We start from the raw sequence: 12,853 nt of genomic DNA, 5'->3' as shown, positions 1-12,853 counted from the left end.
CGCGATTCCGCCTAGCTGATTCCTCACGGCCTCTTTGCATATCCGCTCCATGAATTCCTTGATCTTGGTCAAGGTAGGGCCGCCTTGCGAGCAATTGGCGATAGGTGACGACCGCAGTTTCCTCGCCGAATATTGACACGGATCAAAGACGGGCGAGCGACCGGCCGTAGTATTTATGCGAGGAGGAAGTGTGTCATGTTTGCAAAGATTCTCGTTCCAACGGATGGATCCAGACTTGCGGTCACGGCCGCGGAGAACGCGGTGGCGTTTGCCAGAGACGCGAACGCATCGGTCGTATTCGTCTGCGTCATCGAACCATTTCGCATCTTCACAACGGACAGCGATAAGCTGGCGGCCAGCCGGGAAGACTACGATCGGTTGTCGGATGAACAAGCCGTTCAATTCCTAGACGAGGTCGAGTTGCGCGCTCGTCATCAGGGAGTTACCTGCTATACTGTCAAGCTCCGGAGCGATGAGGTGCACCAAGCCATCATCGAGACAGCCGATCTTCATGGATGCGATCTGATCGCAATGGCATCGCATGGCCGCGGAGGTGTCGCTGCGTTGATCCTTGGCAGCGTTACGAACAAAGTCCTCAGTCATTCGCGTATCCCCGTGCTTGTATATCGATGAAGGGATCGGGGATTTTATCCGCTAACGGGAGAACCGAAATGATCCAAAACACCGACAAGATCTATCCCATTCCCTCGAATCTCCCGGCTGTTGCAGCGGCGGAGAAGTTTCTGGAAGCAGGTGTAGGCTTTCAGATCCAGGCCTTGAGCACTGCCTCGCGCCTCCAGATCGAGTCCTTTAGTTTTCTGATGCGCCGTTACCAGCAGCATGTGAGGCTCGTTGGTGATCTTGTTGGCAGTGCAGGAAGAAACGACGCGCTCGATGTCATCGGCGATTTCGTTCGAGTTGCTAAAACCGATTACGCTAGCGAAATCAGCAATATGCTCATGATTGGTTCGAAGCTGGCCTCGGAGGCAGCACATCGCATAGAGGAGGAAGCCGCTTCGGGATTGGAAGACATGGCCGCTCGAACTGTCGCCTAGCCTTCCTTTCCTCCTCCCTGGCGACAATGTCAGGAGGCCCATGCAACGATATCGCAGACCTAATTCGCCTGCATGTTTGCCTGACTGGCATTTGCCGTGCTCGCGTCACGGATAAGCTCGTATTTCACCTGGGTTACCTTCAAGTCGCGATACCAGTCGACGAGCGCTCCCCAGGGGTCCGACACTTTGTTGAGGCCCGCAATGAAGGCGACGACAGTCCCAATCTCGATCTTGCCCGTTATGACATAATAGCCCCCAAGCGCGAATATTCCGGCAAAACCGAGCTGAAACATCAGGTTCATCAGGAAGTTGAGCGCGTACTTGAGCTTGTAGATGCTCATGTTGGTCGAAAATAGTCGTTGGACGCGGGCTGCCTGGTGCTTCGGCGAGTTCGGCGAAGTATGGTCGACCATCTCCTCACTGAGGTGTCGCATGACGGTGATCTTCGTCTTGACCCGCTGATTGATTAGCCCTTGGAGAACAGGAACCAGGACGGACTGCGGGACGAATACGGCGATGACGGCTAGAGCAAGGAGCGGCTGAAGGTAGATCATGTAGCTACCGACTGCCAAAAGGATGCCCGCCTGTAGGATTGGCTCCGAGATGCTGGTGCCGACAAACCCACCCACAGGTTCCGCCTCCGCGAGCACGATCGACATTTCGACGCCTTCGGCCAAGGTGGTAAGATCATCGGGATGGCGTTCTCTCGTATCGATGACCGCCATGCGAAGCCAACGAATGGAAACTTCTCCGATCCAGCCGCGGTAGACGTTCAAAACAAGCTTGATCCCACCTTCGCTCAGGACGAGCGCCAGGTAGGCGAGCACGAGTACGAGGATCGTGTTCAGAGTCGCTCCCTGTGTCGCGCCGTTTACGATGCGTCGTTGAACCTCGAGCGGCAGAATTCCCACGGCGAACAAGAGAACCGACAGCAAAACCAACATTGCCTGATGGCCCCGTCCCATCATCGAGATGAACCCGGAAAGCCTCCGCGGCATGGCGTCTTCCTTGCGAGATAGCATATTCGCCTCCGTGTCTGCCTGTGCGGGCGCCTCGTGTCGTCTCCCCTCAAATCCAATCGAGCGTCCTCCTGAGGGGACATTCAGCCAGATCCGGGCCCTCGCTTCATTGACTCACCGCAATTTCGCTGGCGGTCGGTAGGGCACGCGGAGATCGAGCACCTATTCCTACAAGCCCCATCATCGGACAAACCAGTCCTTCGCCAGTGTGCGAGGATTGCATAGAGAAAGAGGATTGCCGCCAGCATTGGCCAGTACAGAAGAGGCAGGGACACGAAGCCCAGCGCGCTTCCGACGCCAGTAAAGGGTAGGAAAACGCGGACGCCCGCGATGAGGAGGCTCGTTGTCACCAGGGCCGGGTTGGCGGAGCTTTCGACGAACGGAATGCGGGAAGTCCGTATGATATGTATGACCAGAGTCTGCGTCAGCAGCGACTCCACGAACCATCCCGTTTGGAATAGGGCAGGGTTCGTCCACGCCTTGAACACTAAGCGGGGATGCCGTTCGGGCAATCGAAGATCTCCGCATGCTCGGCATAAAGCATATTTCGCTCGCAAGCGGCGATCGGCTCGAGGTCGCTAAGGTAATCGCTGACCGTCTTGGAATGGACACCGTCTAGGCAGATCTCAGTGCGGCAGACAAGGTAGAAGTCCTTTTAAGGACGAAGACGCTGGGCAACGTGATGATGGTGGGCGACGGCGTCAATGACGCTCCGGCACTGGCCGCAGCGGACGTCGGACTATCGGTCGCCCGCGGCAAGCTGGCCGCCGCGGCTGAGGCTGCGGACCTCGTGCTGCTCAAGAGCGGGTTGAGCGGCATAGTGGCCGCGTTGGGGGTCGCCCGTCGGTCGTGGCGAATTGCACTCCAAAGCGTGGCAGTTGGTATTGGTCTGTCTGCGGTCGCGATGGCATTCGCCGGAGTCGGACTTCTCCCGCCGGTCCAGGGCGCTCTGATCCGGGAGGCGATCGATGTCGCGGTCGTCGTGAACGCCCTTCGAGCGCTAGCTTAGTGGGATAGCAGGGCCGGAATGCGGAGATTGTCGAGTAAGGTGCGCGTCACACCGCCGACCAGGGCCTCGCGCAGCTTGGTGTGCCCATAGGCACCAGCGATAAGAAGGTCGGCATGGCCCTCTATGGCGTTGTCCTGGATGATGGTGGTGACGTCTTCTGCGTCGCTGTGCACGACAGCTAACGCGACTTCGAGCCCTGAATGCTTCAGTGCTTCGGTATAGCGATCAAGAAAACCCTCACTCCGCCGAGCCGCGGCGCCCACACATATTACTGTCGCTTTCGTCGCCGATTGGATCATAGGGAACGCGTTGGCGACGGCGCGGGCCGCCGTTGCACTCCCATCCCATGCGATCGCAATATTGTCGATGCGGCCATAGAAATCGGCCGACGGCAGGAGAAGCAGCGGGCGACCGCTGTCAAAGACGAGGCTTTCTACAATCGGCCTCGCCAGCTCGGTGTTTTCCAGGATCGTAACGTCGTAGGCGCGAGCAAGTTCGGCCAGCCGGATTGTCGCCGACATCGCCTCGGCCTCAGTGGGAACAAGCCTCACGTCGAGGCCAACCCGTTCGGCCCCCTCCCGCAAATGCCTGACGAGCTGAGCTGCGACATCCCTATCAAAGCGGTCTGCCTGGAACTCGTCATCGTCTGAATATGCTTCGGCGGCTTCGTCGCCATGGCGCCGCGCGGCAGCAAGGCTGGCGACAAGATGGGCACCCTGATGCAACGAAAACTGAATAGCGTTCTCGATGATCGCAAACGAACTCGCTTCCGGACGCGTGGTCAATGGCAGATGAAACTGTGGCTTCATGGCGTCCTCCCAAGACATTACATGGTCCATTGCTTCTAGCGTCCGGGCCGACCGGCAGGGCCGCTAGACGTTTCCACTACCGCGACAGGAAAAGCGGAACCCGGCTGTCCTTCAGCATCGAACGGGTGACGCCTCCAAACAGGCGTTGCTGTATCCGCGGGTGATTGTAGGCACCCATGACCACCATGTCGGCTGCCACGTCCGTGGCATGTTGGCGCAAGGTTTCGTCCACGCGGCGTCCACCGCTGGCAACTCGATCGACCTCGACCTTCACGCCGTGACGGGTGAGGAACATGGCGATGTCGGATCCGGGCTCTTCGCCATTCTCCCAGCTTCTCGCGACCGGGTCTACGATCGTGATGTGAACGGCACCACAGCCCTTCAGGAATTCCAGCGACTGGCGGGTGGCACGCGCTGCCTCGTCGCTCGAATCCCAAGCGAGCAGGATCGACTTTGGAAACGAGCTGACAGCCTGCGTACGTGGGTTGATCAGGATCGGCGTCGGAGACTCGAACAGGGCACCGTCGACGATACGTCTCTGAAGATCCTCGTTGCCGGCAGCTTGGGCTCCCACGAGAACGAGATCGGCGTACAGCGCATGCTGAGCGATGTCTCCTTCCGCCCACGCAAACTCTGTGTAGACCTCCTGGACGTCGAAGGACAGCTCCGTCCTTTCCAGGATCTCCTGTACCGCTTTCGTTTCCGCGGCGAGCCGGTCTATTTCCTGCTGTTGGCCTTCGAGCCACGCTGTTGAGATTGCTTCGTAGGTGGCGATCGCCGGAACGGCCCCCATGCAGATCACAAGGGCGGTCATATGGGCGCCCTGTGTTTTGCAAAATTCCATTGCCGACTTGAGGTCCTGGTCCCAGCGGTCGACGTCGAAGACGCACATGACGGTTTTGATACTCATTGCACTGCCTCCTTCTTGATAGCTGCAATCATATCGCTTTCCTGGAAGGCTTCTTTGATGCTCGTCAAAATCGATTGCTGAGCTCAGGGAACCGCTGGACGACTTCTGCGTTCAAACGTCCAATCGAAACGCAGTACCGGCAGCCTGCAATGCGACAAACATTCGGTCCTTTCGCTCACGGCTGGCTGCTTCTGCAGATGCGGTATCGGGCCTTTCGCGGCAAGCGGCATCGCGTAAAGGACCTATGCGAATCCTACAGCGAGGTGGTTCTTTATCTCGAATGGTTGCGGACGTCGGGAGATAAAAAGCTGCTCGGCGAGTACGGTCAGCTATGTGCCGACCTCGAGCAGGACGTATATTGGTTTCTCGGATTCTACGATGCGCATCCCGAGGCGGGTACGGGATAGCCGGCAAGCCGCGGGTTAACCCCGGTCGACTCTCGATTTGGTGGGCGTGCGCCGGTCGGGCGCTAAAAGACGTCCATTCCGCCAAGCCCGACGAACTCCGTCCTGAATCCCTGGGTGCGAGCTTGCTTCAACAGACGGTCGGCGCTCATCATGTCTAGCAGCATGCTTCCGGAGAAGCAGGAACGAAGAGGACAGCAGAGCTCCCTTGTCGCCCAGTCGAGAGCCCGCGGTGAGATCATCGTGACGACCCAATGGTCGTCGTCCGCCCGCTCGAGCAGGATGTCGCCTTCGTTCTTTCTGGCAGGAGGGGCGGATGTGCACGCGGCGAAAGCCGATGCGTCCTTGTCCTTGGCGGCGGTCACCATCTGGTTCATCCTGCTATCCTCCTGTTGCTGCGGCCACCACGACGTGGGAACCGACTTAAGCTTATCCGGAGACGGGGTCAGGGTTGTTGATCCAGGTCAAGGCGGCAAGCTTTGGCTTTCGGATTGATCGAAATGATCCATCGGGTGTCGACAAGGAGAAAGAGATGAGGGCGATGGTCCTGGAAAGAGTCGGCGTTCCGCTGCGTCTTATGGAGACGCCGGATCCGTGTCCTTCCGCGGGTCAGGCTGTGATAGCGGTGGAAGCCTGCGGGGTTTGCCGCACGGACCTTCACGTCTTCGATGGCGATCTTCCAAATCCGAAGCTGCCTTTGGTGCTTGGACACGAGATCGTTGGTCGCGTGGTCGCCGTTGGCCCCGGTGTCTCGAAAAACCTTGAGGGATGGAGGGTGGGCGTGCCATGGCTCGGACACACGTGCGGATGTTGCTCATTCTGTCTCTCTGGAACCGAAAACCTTTGCGACGCACCCGGCTTTACCGGCTATACGCTCGACGGCGGATTTGCGACGCATGTCGTGGCCGACGCGAACTATGCGTTCACTTTACCAGAGGGCTTAGACCCTGTCGCAACCGCGCCTCTCCTTTGCGCGGGTCTGATCGGATGGCGATCATTGAAAATGGCTGGACAAGGCAAGGCGATCGGCCTCTATGGCTTCGGTGCAGCGGCGCACATTCTCGCGCAAGTGTGCCAGTGGCGAAAGCAGGAGGTCTACGCTTTTGTTCGTCCGGGGGATGAGGCGGGAAGGCGCTTCGCGCTCGAGCTGGGCGCCAGCTGGGCGGGCTTCTCGGACGAGATGCCACCTGTGCAACTGGACGCGGCTATCATATTTGCGCCAGTAGGAGAGTTGGTTCCCAAAGCTCTGGCGGCGGTCCGCAAAGGCGGCACCGTCGTTTGCGGGGGCATCCACATGAGCGACATTCCGGCCATGCCCTATCGGCTCCTGTGGGGAGAGCGTCGCATCGTATCGGTAGCCAATCTCACACGCGACGATGCTCGAGAATTCTTCGGGCTGATGGGACAGGCGAGCATCCGAACAGTCACCACCTCCTATCCACTGGAGCGTGCCAATGACGCGCTGGCCGACTTGCGGGCAGGGCGGATCAATGGGGCAGCGGTGCTCGTGCCGTGACCCAGCCGCTCGACGATGCACCGCGGCATTTGCTTTGGTTGATGCCGGGTTCCGAAGCGGAAGGGTGATGTTTCCACACTCTTGATTCATATCAAAGAAGCACGCAGCCGGCAGGTTCATTGTTCGCATGTCAAAGTGGCTGCATATGCAGCCCGGTGGAGGGCGAACTGCAGGGCATTGCGAGGGCGCGAAAGCTCAGCCAGGCGATGATGAGCAACATCCGCCAGAACCTGTTCTTCGCTCGCATACTACAACGCGGCGGGTGTGCCCGGAGCGGCAGGCGTGCTCTATCCAATCTTCGGGCTGCCTCTCGCCGATCCTCGGTCAGCGTCATCGGCTGCGGCTGCGGCTGCGGCGCGCGTCGATCGCCTAGTTGTCCCCCGGCGCGGTCGTCGGGAACCACAATAGAATTCGTTCAGTAAGAAGCCGCGGATACAGACCAGCAAAAGGAGAAACGACATGAGAACCATACGAACTGCAAATGCGGTCCTGCTGGCCGCGCTGATTGCTATAGGAGGAGCCGGCGCCGTCTACGGCCAGACGAGCGGAGCCGATCTCCATCATCCTGTGAATTTGGCGCAGGCCACCCCACAGTCTGGAATGCCGCACATGATGGGGGGTGGCATGATGGGACAGGGCCAGGGCGCTATGCCAGGCGGACCAGGCATGATGGCTGGTGGTATGATGGCCGGGAACATGATGCAGTCCGGCATGGTTGGCGGCATGCCTATGATGGGTATCCGAGGACCCATGATGAAGATTATGTTTGCGATCGCCGACACGAACGCGGATGGCGCGCTGTCCTTCGAGGAGGTGATGACGATCCACAGGCGAATCTTCGACAGCGTGGACGCCAACAAGGACGGAAAGGTCACGCCCGAAGAGATGCAGACGTTCTGGCAGCAATAGGCTTCGGAACGATGACCGGGATGATCGACGATCGCGCCATTCGGCTGGCGCGACCGCGATCCGTTGCCAAGACGACGAACGGTCATGTAACTTTCTGATCCTGGCTGCCCAGACTTTCCAGATTTCCCATTGGCGAGGTATCATTCGAAGGCGCATTGATGCTTAGACCCGCTGACATTCTAGCGGGGACAGGAGCTGGACGATGACAAGCATACGAAATTCGCAGGACGTCTGACATGGGCGCGACTTCACGCCCGAGAACAACCGGTGTGGGACAATTCCTCGATCTTCAGCAGCAGCGCGATTGGATAGCGGGGAAGATCGACTTGTTGGACGCGGGCGAGCGCCCGGAGTCCCTTGAACAGCGCTTCAAATATGTCGCTCGATTTGAGAAGCTCCTCAGTCGCCCGCAAGCGAGGCAACTGCTGGAGATTCTCGGGCTATACGGTCCAAACTGCATTCCGATCAGGCGCAAGACCGAGCGCTACTACTGGTCGGTTTCCTGTCTGCCATCCACCTCGGACAAGCCGCTCATACGAGTCAATGCGAGCTGGATGGAGCTCTTCACGCTCTATGCCCACGGTGACGATATCCGCGCCCGATTCATCGTGCATCTTTCGGATTTCACTACAGATGGTTCAGCAACACCGAGCCGGGTGGACGAACACTTTCTCGAGCAAAGTGTCGCGATGCCAGAGCACGTCAGTTACTTCTTCCCGCGTGGTGCTGATATTCTCGGCATCAATGTGCGCGGCTCTGTCTCGATCCGCAAATTTCTCAGAAGCCGCCGCGTACTGAGCGCCATTCGCACGTTCAACCTGACGCACATGAACCGGGGGCGGAACGCCTATCAGGCGAGCCATTGCTACAGTGTGGCGGATTACATGCAGGCAGTTTGAGGGGTTCACCAACGCACGCTTTCCTGGCGAACTTGCCGTCGTTGCTCCCCGAAGAGGAGGAGATGGATGCTGTTCGCTTTCGGCCGCCACCTTAGCTAACAATTATAGACCCCAGCCGCGCATCGGCGCGCGCTCCTGCGAGCAACGCCGGCGACGCTGACAGGTGTCAGCGGACGCCCGACCCTGGCCTCGGCGTTTGACACGAAGTTGAATTCGACCGGTAGGCCGCCGCCAATTTCGATGCATGAAGCGCCGGCGGCCAAAGCCAGCAATATGATTGCGATTCGCCTGAGCATGTCGTTCCTCCTTCGAGTTTGATCATTTTACGGAGAATATTTCTGGCAGTTCGTCGGTGTCGGGAAGGTCGTTCAACTTCCGCTCCTTGGCCCCATCGGGAACTTTGAAGCTGAAGTCGCCTGCTGCCCCGTCCGCTCCCGCCTTCCAGGACCTTATGTCGATCGTGTATTGCGGAAACCCCGCCACTTTCGTGCTGGTGACGACATAACGGCAAGGATACGGGCTCTGACCCTGGGCGATCCAGATTTGCCAATCCACCCCATCATCGGTGCGAAAGGCGAGGTGGTCGCATTCCTCACCCCGAATGACGCCGCTCCCGAGATCCTTCACATCGACGACATGGGGCATGAGCTCGTCGTAGGGATGAGACATCAAGATGTCCCCGGCCGGCAACGGCCTGTGGAATTTGTCCCGCAATGCGTCGATGAGGTGATCAATTGTTCCCGGCACTTCGGTCTGAGCAAAGAGGTTGGCGTCCTTGCCGAGCACCGACAGCGTTTTTCCGTCAAATACCATTTCGACATTGGCGAAGCCGCCCTGACGAGTAACGCGTATCTTGTCGGGCCTTTTGAGCGTCACGGCGCCGGAGCTCGCAAGTGCCAGCTTTTGGTGCTTCTTGGTAACGACTTCCAGGCTCGTGTCATACTCGAACGAGATTGCCTCTTGCGCCGCCATATAGTCCGACATGGTCTTCAGCAGGTCCTTCGCCTGCTTTTCATCGGCGTGGCCGGGCGTCGCGCCGGCCAGCGCCGCGAGGGCCAAGGTAACGGTAAGCAGTCTGGCATTTTGAAACGGGGATTCCGATCGATATCGCATGGGTGTTTCCTCCGCTGACACAGTAAGAATACACTCCGCGTGGCTTAAGCAACGGCGCGGGATGGAATAGCCCCTACAGCGCTCACTTGGGTCCGCTCTCGCTTGGACGGTCCGGTTGCGACTCTCGGCTCAACCTTAACCCTTCAAAATGACGGCTTGCATAAGAATTGCGATTGTCGCAAGCGGCGCGGCCAAGTTCGGCAGACCTCCGGCTTTGCCTATTGATTGGTTGTGCGCGCAATGTCACAGGTGCTCTCCCTAATATACAGCAACCTAGCGGCGCAAGGAAGCCGCCACCAAATAGGGCAAGGCGGCTTGCTTTGCCTTCGATTGCTCCCATGATGGGAGAGCGAAGGAGCAATTGTAGACGACCCACGAGATCGGAAAACCTCGTTCTCTCTCACTCATCTACACCGGCGAGAATCGCCCTTCCAGCCAGCGGGCGTGCCGCCCGCCCGCATCAGTGCTCGAGGAACACGTAGTTCATCCAACTGCTCATCCGCAGGAGAACCTTGCGGAGCAGAGCAAGGTGATGCAGGTGCTCGGTGTAGATGGCGACTTCGGCAACGACACCACCCGGGAGTTGGTACGGGGTCAAATCCTCGGTGATGTTGATCTGGGCCAAGGTCAGGCCGGGTTGAAGGCGCTCGGGCGACTGCGGGTCGATGAGGGCGCCAGTTGGCTGAAGTTGACCCTGCGCCATGACATCGATGATCTGCCCCACCTTTGCCTTGAAGATCTTGCCGGGAACTGCCTTGAAGGCGACTTCCGCTTCATCATCCGTCCGCACGCGCTGGAGGGAATTCTGGATAAATGCCGCGGCAAGTTGCCTGTCTTCGCTGTTGATGAAGACCATGACCGGCCTCAAGGGAAGCGGGTTGGCCATCATGCCCGGACGCAGAAAGAGCTGGGCCACATAGCCATCGCTCGGCGCCCGAACGGTCGTCTGGTCGAGCTCGAACTGAGCATTGTTCAATTCGGCAGTGACACGGGCAACGGTCGGGTTTACCCCGTTGACTTCAGATTCATAGGCAAGGCGCGCTTGTGTGGCCTGCGCTTGTGCCGTGGCTACAGCAGCCTCGGCCGTCAGATACTGGCCGCGCCGGTTGTCGACTTCGAGTTCCGAATAGACAGCGGCACGCCCCACCTCCTTGGCCTTCTCGTTCGACTGTACTATGCGATCGTAGCTCTGCTGCGTCCGGTCGCGCGTGGCGATGGCGCCCTCCACCCCCGACTGGGCTGCATCCAGCGCGGCCTTCAATTGCAGCACCGTCTGCTTGGCCTCGGCGAGTTGCGCCTTCTTCTGATCGACAGCGAACTCGTAGGGGCGTCGATCAATCTGGAACAGTACGTCGCCCTTCTTCAACGGCATGTTCGCTTGGACCGGCACGTCAACCACCAACCCTCCGACCGCCGGGATTACCGGCGATGAGGTGAAATAGATGCGGCCGTCGCTTGAGAACGGGTGGTTGTAACTCATCCCCAGGATCAGAGCGGAAATGATGAAGATGCCGCCAAGCACCGCTGTGGAGAGGGACCATTGATTGACCGGAATTCTGAACAGCTTGAAGATTACAATGCAGATCGCTGCGTAGATCATCATAAGCAGGAGTTCCATCAGACTATCTCCCTCGCTGTCCCTTGTCCTTCAAGCTCGGCGATGCGAGCATGCAGACGGGCGATCTGGGCACTGGCTTCGAATTGAGATGGGAGCTTCCCATCTTGGCGGATGCCCCAGCCGCGATCCTCACGATAGAGCGTTGCCCATATAAAGAGGAACGGCCAGATGGCGTGGAGTGTGAACAGGCTTACCCAGCCTGCGATGTGGATTGCATCCTGATGCGGGTGATTGCGCGACTTGGCGATGAGATGGGGTATGTCGTGAATGGCGATGATCCCATAGAAAATGGTTATCACCACGAAGATCAGGACGCCCAGGGCGAAATAATCGAGAAACATGAGCTTGCCCTCCTTGGCTTCAGACGCCACACCTGGGGGCCTAGACGGCGCCCTCAAGGATACCGTCGGAATGGCATTATAGCTCAACCTCACCAGAGGGTGTTACGGATCTCGAACGTAGCCTCCAGACCGGTTGATGTAGTATGATGAGTAGCTGCATTAGGAGCGGCGGGTGTTCGTCCGCGGCACGGAGAGGTTGCTGACCGTTCCGCAACGACCAGCGAGTACCTCGATCGTTCAGTCATCGGCTCGCTGTTGTCATCGCACACTTTGCTCGCGCTACCAATTGTTGCGCGTCTTGGAGTTCTCGGATTTGAACCGGTCGTCGTCGTGATTGGCGCGACTTTGGTAGCGGATACGTTGTCGCTTGTCGTCTTCTGCTGCGGCCCCTCAAGTCAGTTCCGAACGGAGCCAATGGCGAGTCTGATCCGGTATCAGCGGATTGGTTGCGCTAGCTATGATGCGAAGTCACGCAACGGTATGTCCTGCCGGACCCGTTGCGAAAAGCAATGGCAAACTGCACTTCCATGAAAGCGTGATATTTCACATGGTTTTCTGCGCAACCTCCTGCAATACAACATGGCCTTAAAGTTGATTTTCGCTCGCCAACGACCGAAATTAGGAGCATAATTTGGGGAGTAGGGCTCTTCCGAAATAAGCATCATAGATGCGAGATCGGCTGTGCTTCCGCTTTTTTCGGAAAACTCTCGCAACAAGCTGGGCCCCAGATATCTGGTAGGCGCACAGCTTCTTTGGCAGCATGATCATCGGCTGCCCGGATTCCAGAGTTGAATCGACGTTCTCAAGTTTGAATGAAGCGCAACAGTAGGAGGGAACAATGATCAGACTAATTGCTGTTCTGGGGTTTGTCTTCGCCATCGCTTCGACGCCGCAGGCAATGCCTCGCTCGCCAATTCAATCAGAGAGCATGATCACGCCTGTCGTCGCCGGTTGCGGCGTGGGCCAGACAATGGTCAATGGCAAATGCGAGTCCAGAGTCGAGAAGCGCCACAACCGCCGCTGCTTGCGCTGGTCGGGAAACACCTGCCAGAAGTACCAATGAAACGCCGCCGAACTGGCGTCTGATCAGTTCGAACCGAGCGCCAGTTCGGGTCATCGGCTCCATCCTCGTCGGGACCTGGGGCTCATCTTCCTTGTGTTGGCGTAGCCGGTGGGGCGGAGAAAGATAAGGCAGTGATTTGTCTTCGGCTTTGCGTGTGCATGTGACAATTCGCACGTGGGAGGGTGGAC

Annotated in this window: 17 protein-coding genes and 1 pseudogene; 9 read left to right on the top strand and 9 right to left on the bottom strand. The window is 58.4% G+C overall.

Features of this window, described 5'->3' with window-relative positions:
• Positions 1 to 195: 195 nt before the first annotated feature.
• Positions 196 to 633: a universal stress protein gene (locus IB244_RS18950; protein WP_169682992.1), complete on the top strand. Its 438-nt coding sequence runs from the start codon at positions 196 to 198 to the stop codon at positions 631 to 633.
• Between the two features lie 38 nt (positions 634 to 671).
• Positions 672 to 1,055 carry a phasin family protein gene (locus IB244_RS18945; protein ID WP_113164022.1) on the top strand — a complete coding sequence of 128 codons (384 nt, stop codon included), beginning with the start codon at positions 672 to 674 and terminating at the stop codon, positions 1,053 to 1,055.
• Positions 1,056 to 1,114: 59 nt separating this feature from the next.
• Here IB244_RS18945 and IB244_RS18940 read toward each other — a convergent pair whose 3' ends face one another.
• Both IB244_RS18940 and IB244_RS31890 read right to left on the bottom strand, forming a co-directional pair.
• Positions 1,115 to 2,053, bottom strand: coding sequence for an ABC transporter ATP-binding protein (locus IB244_RS18940; RefSeq protein ID WP_113164021.1), 939 nt, complete (start codon positions 2,051 to 2,053; stop codon positions 1,115 to 1,117).
• A gap of 104 nt (positions 2,054 to 2,157) precedes the next feature.
• Positions 2,158 to 2,514, bottom strand: coding sequence for a hypothetical protein (locus IB244_RS31890; RefSeq protein WP_312867251.1), 357 nt, complete (start codon positions 2,512 to 2,514; stop codon positions 2,158 to 2,160).
• 242 nt (positions 2,515 to 2,756) lie between these two features.
• Between IB244_RS31890 and IB244_RS18930 the strand changes: the two genes are divergently transcribed.
• Positions 2,757 to 3,083 carry a hypothetical protein gene (locus IB244_RS18930; RefSeq protein ID WP_246733761.1) on the top strand — a complete coding sequence of 109 codons (327 nt, stop codon included), beginning with the start codon at positions 2,757 to 2,759 and terminating at the stop codon, positions 3,081 to 3,083.
• Here the strand turns inward: IB244_RS18930 and IB244_RS18925 are convergent.
• Together IB244_RS18925 and IB244_RS18920 are read right to left on the bottom strand one after the other, a co-directional pair.
• Positions 3,080 to 3,892, bottom strand: coding sequence for a universal stress protein (locus IB244_RS18925; RefSeq protein ID WP_169682988.1), 813 nt, complete (start codon positions 3,890 to 3,892; stop codon positions 3,080 to 3,082). The two genes, IB244_RS18930 and IB244_RS18925, sit on opposite strands and share 4 nt — an antisense overlap.
• 76 nt (positions 3,893 to 3,968) lie before the next feature.
• The gene (locus IB244_RS18920; RefSeq protein ID WP_192305244.1) at positions 3,969 to 4,802 is read right to left on the bottom strand and encodes a universal stress protein; all 834 of its coding nucleotides are present in this window, start codon (positions 4,800 to 4,802) and stop codon (positions 3,969 to 3,971) included.
• 149 nt (positions 4,803 to 4,951) lie between these two features.
• Between IB244_RS18920 and IB244_RS18915 the strand changes: the two genes are divergently transcribed.
• Positions 4,952 to 5,209, top strand: a complete 258-nt coding sequence (locus tag IB244_RS18915) for a hypothetical protein (RefSeq protein WP_169682984.1) — start codon at positions 4,952 to 4,954, stop codon at positions 5,207 to 5,209.
• A gap of 62 nt (positions 5,210 to 5,271) precedes the next feature.
• Here the strand turns inward: IB244_RS18915 and IB244_RS18910 are convergent, their stop codons facing one another.
• A complete protein-coding gene (locus IB244_RS18910) occupies positions 5,272 to 5,583 on the bottom strand; it encodes a hypothetical protein (protein WP_169682982.1) in 312 nt (103 codons plus the stop codon).
• Between the two features lie 155 nt (positions 5,584 to 5,738).
• Here IB244_RS18910 and IB244_RS18905 point away from each other — a divergent pair, with 155 nt between their 5' ends.
• The 4 genes and pseudogenes from IB244_RS18905 to IB244_RS18895 all read left to right on the top strand — a co-directional run bounded on the left by IB244_RS18905 (position 5,739) and on the right by IB244_RS18895 (position 8,530).
• On the top strand, positions 5,739 to 6,722 hold the full coding sequence (locus IB244_RS18905) for a zinc-dependent alcohol dehydrogenase family protein (protein WP_192305242.1): 984 nt from the start codon (positions 5,739 to 5,741) through the stop codon (positions 6,720 to 6,722).
• Between the two features lie 155 nt (positions 6,723 to 6,877).
• Positions 6,878 to 7,130, top strand: a pseudogene (locus IB244_RS33145) (haloacid dehalogenase); the annotation flags it as partial.
• Between the two features lie 51 nt (positions 7,131 to 7,181).
• Positions 7,182 to 7,631: an EF-hand domain-containing protein gene (locus IB244_RS18900; RefSeq protein ID WP_192241086.1), complete on the top strand. Its 450-nt coding sequence runs from the start codon at positions 7,182 to 7,184 to the stop codon at positions 7,629 to 7,631.
• 236 nt (positions 7,632 to 7,867) lie between these two features.
• Positions 7,868 to 8,530 carry a hypothetical protein gene (locus IB244_RS18895; protein ID WP_192241085.1) on the top strand — a complete coding sequence of 221 codons (663 nt, stop codon included), beginning with the start codon at positions 7,868 to 7,870 and terminating at the stop codon, positions 8,528 to 8,530.
• A 95-nt stretch (positions 8,531 to 8,625) separates the two neighbouring features.
• On the opposite strand, the gene IB244_RS32295 is transcribed toward IB244_RS18895, so the two are convergent.
• The 4 genes from IB244_RS32295 to IB244_RS18880 form a co-directional block, all read right to left on the bottom strand.
• A complete protein-coding gene (locus IB244_RS32295; protein ID WP_246733760.1) occupies positions 8,626 to 8,826 on the bottom strand; it encodes a hypothetical protein in 201 nt (66 codons plus the stop codon).
• Positions 8,827 to 8,848: 22 nt separating this feature from the next.
• Positions 8,849 to 9,643 (bottom strand): DUF2092 domain-containing protein, encoded by a 795-nt coding sequence (locus tag IB244_RS18890; RefSeq protein ID WP_192241084.1) that lies wholly within the window; start codon positions 9,641 to 9,643, stop codon positions 8,849 to 8,851.
• Positions 9,644 to 10,103: 460 nt separating this feature from the next.
• Entirely contained in the window at positions 10,104 to 11,261 is a 1,158-nt protein-coding gene (locus tag IB244_RS18885) for an HlyD family secretion protein (protein WP_169682974.1), read from the bottom strand.
• Positions 11,261 to 11,602, bottom strand: coding sequence for a DUF3302 domain-containing protein (locus tag IB244_RS18880; RefSeq protein ID WP_169682972.1), 342 nt, complete (start codon positions 11,600 to 11,602; stop codon positions 11,261 to 11,263). The genes IB244_RS18885 and IB244_RS18880 overlap by 1 nt, the downstream gene beginning before the upstream one ends.
• An 838-nt stretch (positions 11,603 to 12,440) precedes the next feature.
• Between IB244_RS18880 and IB244_RS18875 the strand changes: the two genes are divergently transcribed.
• A complete protein-coding gene (locus IB244_RS18875) occupies positions 12,441 to 12,665 on the top strand; it encodes a hypothetical protein (RefSeq protein ID WP_169682095.1) in 225 nt (74 codons plus the stop codon).
• Positions 12,666 to 12,853 lie beyond the last annotated feature (188 nt).

Origin of the sequence: Rhizobium sp. RHZ02 (assembly GCF_014851575.1) — a bacterium.
In the GTDB taxonomy this organism is placed as follows: domain Bacteria; phylum Pseudomonadota; class Alphaproteobacteria; order Rhizobiales; family Rhizobiaceae; genus Rhizobium; species Rhizobium altiplani.
The sequence above is the reverse complement of the archived record's forward strand: the minus strand, read 5'-3'. Positions and strand labels throughout refer to the sequence as shown.

Coding starts and splice junctions, on each gene's coding strand:
- IB244_RS18950 (WP_169682992.1), top strand. CDS start 196: ATGTTTGCAAAGATTCTCGTTCCAACGGATGGATCCAGACTTGCGGTC.
- IB244_RS18945 (WP_113164022.1), top strand. CDS start 672: ATGATCCAAAACACCGACAAGATCTATCCCATTCCCTCGAATCTCCCG.
- IB244_RS18940 (WP_113164021.1), bottom strand. CDS start 2,053: ATGCCGCGGAGGCTTTCCGGGTTCATCTCGATGATGGGACGGGGCCAT.
- IB244_RS18930 (WP_246733761.1), top strand. CDS start 2,757: ATGATGGTGGGCGACGGCGTCAATGACGCTCCGGCACTGGCCGCAGCG.
- IB244_RS18925 (WP_169682988.1), bottom strand. CDS start 3,892: ATGAAGCCACAGTTTCATCTGCCATTGACCACGCGTCCGGAAGCGAGT.
- IB244_RS18920 (WP_192305244.1), bottom strand. CDS start 4,802: ATGAGTATCAAAACCGTCATGTGCGTCTTCGACGTCGACCGCTGGGAC.
- IB244_RS18915 (WP_169682984.1), top strand. CDS start 4,952: ATGCGACAAACATTCGGTCCTTTCGCTCACGGCTGGCTGCTTCTGCAG.
- IB244_RS18910 (WP_169682982.1), bottom strand. CDS start 5,583: ATGAACCAGATGGTGACCGCCGCCAAGGACAAGGACGCATCGGCTTTC.
- IB244_RS18905 (WP_192305242.1), top strand. CDS start 5,739: ATGAGGGCGATGGTCCTGGAAAGAGTCGGCGTTCCGCTGCGTCTTATG.
- IB244_RS18900 (WP_192241086.1), top strand. CDS start 7,182: ATGAGAACCATACGAACTGCAAATGCGGTCCTGCTGGCCGCGCTGATT.
- IB244_RS18895 (WP_192241085.1), top strand. CDS start 7,868: ATGGGCGCGACTTCACGCCCGAGAACAACCGGTGTGGGACAATTCCTC.
- IB244_RS32295 (WP_246733760.1), bottom strand. CDS start 8,826: ATGCTCAGGCGAATCGCAATCATATTGCTGGCTTTGGCCGCCGGCGCT.
- IB244_RS18890 (WP_192241084.1), bottom strand. CDS start 9,643: ATGCGATATCGATCGGAATCCCCGTTTCAAAATGCCAGACTGCTTACC.
- IB244_RS18885 (WP_169682974.1), bottom strand. CDS start 11,261: ATGGAACTCCTGCTTATGATGATCTACGCAGCGATCTGCATTGTAATC.
- IB244_RS18880 (WP_169682972.1), bottom strand. CDS start 11,602: ATGTTTCTCGATTATTTCGCCCTGGGCGTCCTGATCTTCGTGGTGATA.
- IB244_RS18875 (WP_169682095.1), top strand. CDS start 12,441: ATGATCAGACTAATTGCTGTTCTGGGGTTTGTCTTCGCCATCGCTTCG.